The organism is Desulfoplanes sp. (assembly GCF_054921335.1).
In genome coordinates, this window is record NZ_JBUDSQ010000096.1 from 1 (window position 1) to 7,731 (window position 7,731).

Here is a 7,731-nt window from a genome sequence, read left to right on the forward strand (position 1 = left end):
GATCCGTGAATTGGACAAGAAGATGGATGATCATCTGGAGATGGCCACCCAGCGTTTGGATATCCTCAAAACGTCCAAAGACCTGCGTGAGCACGTTCGGGCGATCATGGGATACACCGCTCCCAAGGAACTCGGGTTTGCCGATCCCGACGAGGAGAGAAGGTCGCAGGAGATCAATGAACATATCTCCGTGATCGTCGAAAAGATCAAGGAAGATCCCTATGTCGTCGATCTCATGGCCCGTATCAAGTCCCTGCGGGAAGACGTGGCCCGCAAGGTCGGTTTGCAGCAGAACATGAACATGCTTGAAACCCTGACCGACAGGATCAAGAATATTCTCTTTTCGCGGGGCTATCGGACCGGAAAGGAATTGTATGTCCAAACCCTGGCCCAGGGATTGGGGCTTTTTTCCATGGCTTTTTACGGCAAGAGCATCATCTACCGGACAACGGACTACAAGACGAACGAATACCGCAATCTTTTGGGTGGGGTGCTTTTCGAGTTCGAGGAAGACAACCCCATGCTCGGCTACCGCGGTGTGTCCAGGAATATCCATGATTGGGAACTCGAGGCCTTCAAATTGGCGAGGGGTGCCTTTGGTGGGCGCAATCTGCACATCATGCTCCCCTTTGTCCGTTCCATCGAGGAAGCCCGCAGCATGAAGAACTATCTGGCCCAAGTGCATAACCTGCGTTCAGGGGAGGACGATCTCAAGGTCATCCAGATGTCGGAAATCCCGAGCAACGCTATTCTTGCCAAGGAGTTCATCAAGGAATTCGATGGGTTCTCAATCGGTTCCAACGACATGACCCAACTCGTTCTCGGTACGGACCGCGACAATTCCATGCTCCAGCATATTTACGACGAAGAGGACCCCGCGGTTGTATGGGCTATATTGACGACTATCTTTACGGGACAGAAATATGGGAAAAAGGTCGGTTTTTGCGGTCAGGGTGTTTCCAACAGCAAGATCATCCGTGGCCTGGTATGCGTGGCCGGGATCGTTTCTGCGTCGGTTGTTCCCGATACCTATGCACAGACCAAATACGACGTGGCCGAGATCGAAAAGGAGGAGATCGGTGTTTCCAGTCTCGGGGAATGGCTCAAGAAGCAACACCTCAATCGGGTCTGTAAACTATTGGAACAGGAAGGGTATGGACATATCCTGAAAAAATACAAAACCGCCGAGGACTTGACCGAATGGTTCGATGGGGAAAACACCCGGCTTATGCACCAGATGCGTGACAATCTGGGCTCCGCCCAGGAAGATTTTTATCGCCAGGAACTCGATGGTTTCAGAAGCCTTTTCCATAAGCCCATCATCTACGCCAACTGGGATTGGAGCCAGACTGTCGAGGATGCCCTCCACCAGGCCGGATTCGCCACTTTTGATGAGCAGCAAAAGGCCATGGAAGAGCAGCGTAAGCAGGTTTGGTAGGGAGAAAGGAAATAATATATAGGACTCGACAGCGCGGTTTTGGGTGTTAAGTTTTACGTTTCAGGATCAAGAACGGGAGGCTTGAGCCAGAGAAATCCGATGCCAGCAGTCCAATGCCGGAATTCATTGGAGGGACAAGGCACCCCTTGTTCTCCTCGGGGATCGGCAGAGCACATAGCGATAATCCACTCGAAAAGCGATAACGTGATCTTGGTACGCGAGAAAAGACGGCCTCCGTTTGGAGGCCGTCTTTTTTTTGGGGGAGGAAAACAGGAGAAGCTCTCGAGGGGTACCAGCGGATCAACCTGCCGGAGGTACCGGGGGATTGGTGGAATGCAGCTCGTTTTCAAAGGTTTGAACAACGTGTTTGGCGCAGTATTCGAGATCCCTTTGACGATTGTTCAGGAGGACAAGAAATATATTATAGGCAAGTGTTGCCGGAATGGCCACCATGAGACCGGCGGCCGTAGTAGACAGCGCATCGGCAATGCCGGGTCCGACAGTGGCCAGGGTCGATGTTTTGAGCTCGGCGTAGGCGTGGAAGGAACGCATGATCCCCCATACCGTGCCGAACAAACCGAGTAACGGGGCGGTATTTGTGCAGATGGCCAGAAAGGGCAATCCGGCATAGAGCCTGTCGGTGGTAGCCTTGATACATTCCGATGTTTGCGAAGCTACTTTGGCGGGCATATCACGGTGGGGAATCCTCCGGACATGGAGATGCTTTTGCCGTTTGACCTCGTGGACGGCTTTTTCAGCCATGGTTTTGGCCATGGATCCACGGTCTCTTTTGAGGATTTCTGCAAGGGGGTGGGGTCCTGTCGTTTTTTTAAAGAAACGCACATCCCTTTTTATGCGCAGAGACAAAACCATGAACTGGACCGTTTTTACGAAGATGATCGTCCAGCCTGTGATGGACATGACGGTGAGAACGGCGAAGACCGCGATTATCACGGGGGGTGTCGAAGAGATGGTATCTAAAAGAGGAAGCATGGCTATGGGGGCTAAGGAATTATACCACAAGCTTAGGCAAGGGGAGGGGCAGGGTCAAGATATGCTGGAAAAAATATCGATTCCTTGCTGACAGCTAGAAAGATGTCTGCTACTTTGTTATCCAATTATCCATAACGTTGTTCACTCGCTGGGAAAGGGCCACCATTAAAGCCCTCTCTTGGGAACATGGACCGGCGTTCCACTTAAAGGTACATATGGGGGGACCGAGCGTATGGGACGTACCGTCAAAGAACTTGTCGAGCGTATGTATCCCCAAGGGTCTCTGGGGAGGTACGGGAATCTGTACGAAAATACCACCGAGTTCATGAACATCGACCACGGGGATGTCATGTTGCTCGGGGGGACCCATTATTTGGTCCTGCGTGATGAAAAAGAGTGCAGCTTCGGGGTGGAAGACCCCAAGTATTGGGTCAAGCGATGCCGTGAGTTAGAGAGTGGTGAGCGCAGGATCATTAAGCTGGTCTTTTATGAAAAATTTCCCGTCCGTCTCGGTTCTGTGGAGATAACCGCATACAGGAGTCCCCGTAAGGAAGCCCGCATACTCGATCTCGTGCACGGCGACGGGCGGTTCATGCAGGGGTTTGCCGTGACGGATACGGCGGGAAACAATGTGCGTATTTTGAGCGTGGTCAGGGGAAAACGGTTGGCCGAGGTGGTCGATGATCTGGACATGGATCACAGAACCTATTTCCACGAGGCGCTTCCGGATATTTTGGAAAAATTTTTGGTCGCCTGCAGGGCCATCGCCCATCTCCATCGCCATGGAGAGAACCACGGGGACATCAGGCGTGACCACCTGTTTGTGGAACACGGGACCGGAAAGTATGTATGGATAGATTTCGACTACACCTATGATTTTCATGAGAATCCCTATGGGCTGGATCTTTTCGGGCTGGGGAACATGCTCCTGTTTTTGGTGGGTAAGCGGTTTTATACACCGCACAATATGGGCCCATATCTGGAATCATCCGGTGCTGCATGGCCCGATTCTGGTGATTTTTCCATTTTGTTCAACAGCCGGTTGGCGAATCTGCAGCTGATTTTTCCGTATATTCCCCCGTCACTGGGCATGGTTCTCATGCATTTTGCGCAGAGTACCGGGGTGTTTTATACCCACGCTGACGAATTTATCTATGATCTGGACAAAGCCATCGCTGATATATCCAAACCCCGCGGTCGTTGAAACAGGACCGCAAGGAAGGTGGTCATGGAAACAAAAAAAGTGCTCATAGCGGTTGATTCTTCAAGGAATTCCGAACGGGCGGTTTCGTATGTCGGGGAGATGCTTGGAGAGAAAAAAGACGTACGTGTATGTCTGCTCTACGTAGAAAAGCCTCCGAACAGGGATATGTATGCCCATGAAAAGGAGTGGAAACGAGCGGCCCTGGAAAAAGAGGAGCGGTTGCGCGCTTTTCTCCGCCAGACCCGGGAAACGTTGGAGGAATGTGGGATCGCCGGGGAGCGGATCAGCGAAGAGTATGTTGTCAGTTGTCAATCGGCCATACACGAGACGGTCGACTACTGTACTCCGGGAACGAGTATTGCCGATGAAATCCTCCGGGTGCAGAGGGACGGTGGCTACGGGACCATCGTCATCGGGCGCAGGGGGGTGACCAAGAAAGAGGAGTTCTTGTTCGGCAGTGTATCTTCTTCCGTCATGCGCAATGCCGGGGACGTAACCCTCTGGGTGGTTGAATGAGGACTGAGAGGGGGACGTGCCTGCACAGTAAACGATGGTGCGCAGCTGGCTGGCCCGGTATCTGTTTGGTCGTAAGCGTCCAACCAACCCCACCTGTTGAACTGATTTCAAATTGCGGTAAGACCAAAAAAGCCTGCCTCGCGTATACGTGAGGCAGGCTTGGTATTACTGTTTGGGGAGGCGTTATCATGGATACCGTGGCAAGATTCCAGGTGTAAAATGTTTTGGTAAAAGCTTTTCCAGATCCTCGGTACTGGTTGCATGGGGGGATCTCCAGGGGATGGAGGGGATACGCATAGGGTTCCAAGCCATTGATCTTACCTGTTTCGATGGGTGAGAAAAACACCGCACTGGCCTGGGCACCATAAGGGGACCCTGCAAACAACCAGTTTTTTCCCCGACTGCCGGGGGGCTGATGGCGTTTACGGTTAGATAGCGGACGGCTAATGCCTTTGTTGTGTTGTTGGTATATGTCTACTTTGGTTGATCAAAAGATGGATTTTGTGTGAGGGGCATGGACCGGAGTGGAGAAGTCGTTTGATCATTCAAATTGCCATTCTGCACGGCAAACGTCTTATTGATTTGAATTTATTGATTTTTTGTGGTTATGATTCTTGGGAAATGTTCATGGATAGTTACGATATTTTTTCCCAAGAGAAAACCGAAAATCTGGAATAGGGTGGCCCAACCCGTAACGCCCTGGCGGACTTGTATCCGCCAGGGCGTTTCATTGTGGCCGGGTTGAGCGGTATGGTTTTGGTCCATCTTATCGTTAAAGATTTTTTGTTGCTACGCTCCAGCGGGGTCGAAACGGTCAAGGTTCATGACCTTGTTCCATGCCGCTATAAAGTCGTGGAGGAATTTTTCCTGGGAATCTTCGCATGCGTAAAATTCCGCCAGGGCTCGGAGTTGGGAATTTGAACCAAAGATCAGGTCCACCCTGGTTCCGGTCCATTTGCGTTTGCCATTTTTACGGTCCCGACCGTCAAAAACATTGTCGTCCCCGGGGGTTGCTTGCCACACTATGCCCATATCCAGAAGATGAACGAAGAAATCATTGGTCAGAGTTCCGGGGCGGTCGGTCAGGACACCATGCTGGAGTTGGCCGAAGTTGGCATCCATGGCGCGCATGCCGCCAATGAGAACCGTCATCTCGGGAGCTGTCAACGTGAGTAATTGGGCCCGATCAACCAGTATTTCTTCCGCAGGAACCGCGTATTTTTTGGGGAGGTAGTTGCGGAATCCGTCTGCAACCGGTTCCAGTACGGCGAAAGAGTCGACGTCGGTTTGTTCCGGGGATGCATCCGTTCGTCCCGGCGTGAATGGAACACCCACTTGATGGCCGCCATTTTTTGCGGCCTGCTCAACGCCTGCGCATCCGCCCAAAATGATGAGATCGGCGAGGGAAACCTTTTTGTCACCAGAATGGGTCTTGTTGAATTCCTCCCGGATCGTACCGAGGGTTTGTAGAACCCTTTCCAATTGCGCCGGCTGGTTCACTTCCCAATCTTTTTGGGGTGCCAGGCGGATGCGGGCCCCGTTGGCCCCTCCCCGCTTGTCCGAGCCACGGAAGGTGGACGCTGAGGCCCATGCCGTGGAGACCAATTCAGGGACCGAAAGGTTGGAGGCGAGGATTCTGGCTTTGAGGTCCGCCGTGTCCTTTTCATCGATGAGTCCGTGGTCCACCGCCGGTACCGGGTCCTGCCAGAGTAAATCTTCATCCGGGACCTCCGGACCGAGATAGCGGGAGCGCGGTCCCATGTCCCGATGCGTCAGTTTGAACCACGCCCGGGCAAACGCGTCCGCGAACTCATCGGGGTTCTGGCGGTAGCGGAGTGCTATTTTTTTGTAGATAGGGTCAAAGCGTAGCGAAAGGTCCGCTGTGGTCATGATTGTCGTAACCCGTTTGGATGGATCGTGTGCAGCGGGAGCGAGATCGTTTTCGTCGGGATAGGCCGGAACCCATTGCCAGGCCCCGGCAGGGCTTTTTTGTAAATTCCAGTCATACCCGAAGAGCATGTCAAAATATCCCATGTCCCACTGGATCGGTTGCGGTGTCCATGCCCCCTCAAGGCCGCTTCCAATGGTATCGTCTCCCTTGCCGCTACCGGAACCACTTTTCCACCCCAGTCCCTGCTCCTCGATACCGGCGGCCTCGGGTTCCGGGCCGACAAGGGAGGCATCTCCTGCTCCATGGCATTTGCCAAAGGTGTGTCCTCCGGCGATGAGTGCCACGGTCTCTTCATCGTTCATGGCCATGCGTGCAAAGGTCTCGCGGACGTCCCGGCTCGAGGCGACTGCATTGGGTTCGCCGTTGGGCCCTTCCGGGTTGACATAGATCAGCCCCATTTGCACGGCAGCCAGAGGGTTCTCCAGATCCCGGTCGGCCGAGTAGCGGTTGTCTTCGAGCCAGTCGTTCTCGGTTCCCCAGTAAATGTCCTCTTCTGGCTCCCATATGTCCTCGCGTCCGCCGCCAAATCCAAAGGTCTCGAATCCCATGGATTCGAGGGCGCAATTGCCTGCCAGGATCATGAGGTCGGCCCACGAAATCTTTCTTCCATATTTTTTTTTGATGGGCCAAAGCAAGCGGCGGGCCTTGTCCAGATTTATGTTGTCGGGCCAGCTGTTGAGGGGAGCAAAGCGTTGGTTCCCGGAGCCAGCACCTCCGCGACCGTCGCCCATGCGGTATGTTCCAGCGCTGTGCCAGGCCATCCGAATGAAGAGTCCCCCGTAGTGGCCGTAATCGGCCGGCCACCAATCCTGGGAGTCGGTCATCAGGGTATAGAGGTCCTTTTTGACGGCTTCCAGATCAAGTTTTTTGAATTCTTCTGCGTAGTTGAATCCTGTCCCCATGGGATTGCCCATGGAAGGATTCTGGTGGAGCATTTTGAGGTTTAACTGGTTCGGCCACCAGTCGCGGATCGATTTGCCTTTTCCGGGCTTGCCGGATCGTCCTGTTACCGGGCACCTGCTTTCTTCGTTCATGTGCGTTCTCCCTTGGTCATGATTGGGGGGTCCAAAGCTACGTTTGCCGACGTCTCACGTTCCAGGAGGGGCGTCCGCATGAAATGATTGTTTGTGGCACAGGGCATGACAATAGTATCCATGGATTATGATCCATTTTTGTATCCCTTGCTGCGGCAAGCTCTGTCCCTTGGGGGAAGGCAGATGGCTCTGGAGATAGCAGCAGAGAAGGGGGGCAAAGGATACCTAGCCGATAGCACGAAAAGGTGTTTGTTGCCAGTATGAATTTTCGGGTCGTCTCAAAAAATGCAAAATTTCGGGGTGGGCAGGCAGTTATGGAGGGGATGTGTTTGATTCTTTCGTTGATCAAAAGATGGATTCTTGGGTGAGGGGATGGACCGGAGTAGAGGAGTCGTTCAATTATTCTTGGTAGCCACCATTTCTACCGAAGGATTGTTGAGTGGCTATATGCATTTTCACGGAATTTGTTTGACTGGATTATTCTTCTAGCCTATGGATTGTAATAAGCACTCACGAATAACGCCAAACCTGCCGCGAGGCAGGGACGGAAAGCCATGGGTCTCACGGAGATCGCCAGGCTGCCGGATATGAGTGG

Annotated in this window: 5 protein-coding genes and 1 riboswitch; of the genes, 3 read left to right on the forward strand and 2 right to left on the reverse strand. The window is 53.0% G+C overall.

The window, feature by feature from the left end:
* A partial coding sequence (locus tag ACY692_RS13310; RefSeq protein ID WP_462325864.1) for a putative PEP-binding protein occupies positions 1-1,438 on the forward strand: 1,438 nt, incomplete at its 5' end.
* 300 nt (positions 1,439-1,738) lie between these two features.
* Here ACY692_RS13310 and ACY692_RS13315 read toward each other — a convergent pair.
* On the reverse strand, positions 1,739-2,392 hold the full coding sequence (locus tag ACY692_RS13315) for a MotA/TolQ/ExbB proton channel family protein (RefSeq protein ID WP_462325865.1): 654 nt from the start codon (positions 2,390-2,392) through the stop codon (positions 1,739-1,741).
* 271 nt (positions 2,393-2,663) lie between these two features.
* Here ACY692_RS13315 and ACY692_RS13320 point away from each other — a divergent pair, with 271 nt between their 5' ends.
* Both ACY692_RS13320 and ACY692_RS13325 read left to right on the forward strand, forming a co-directional pair.
* Positions 2,664-3,635, forward strand: a complete 972-nt coding sequence (locus ACY692_RS13320; RefSeq protein WP_462325866.1) for a protein kinase family protein — start codon at positions 2,664-2,666, stop codon at positions 3,633-3,635.
* A 24-nt stretch (positions 3,636-3,659) separates the two neighbouring features.
* Positions 3,660-4,151, forward strand: a complete 492-nt coding sequence (locus tag ACY692_RS13325; protein ID WP_462325867.1) for a universal stress protein — start codon at positions 3,660-3,662, stop codon at positions 4,149-4,151.
* Between the two features lie 789 nt (positions 4,152-4,940).
* Here ACY692_RS13325 and katG read toward each other — a convergent pair.
* The gene (gene katG, locus ACY692_RS13330; RefSeq protein WP_462325868.1) at positions 4,941-7,136 is read right to left on the reverse strand and encodes a catalase/peroxidase HPI; all 2,196 of its coding nucleotides are present in this window, start codon (positions 7,134-7,136) and stop codon (positions 4,941-4,943) included.
* Positions 7,137-7,647: 511 nt separating this feature from the next.
* Positions 7,648-7,722, forward strand: a riboswitch (cyclic di-GMP riboswitch).
* Positions 7,723-7,731: the final 9 nt, after the last annotated feature.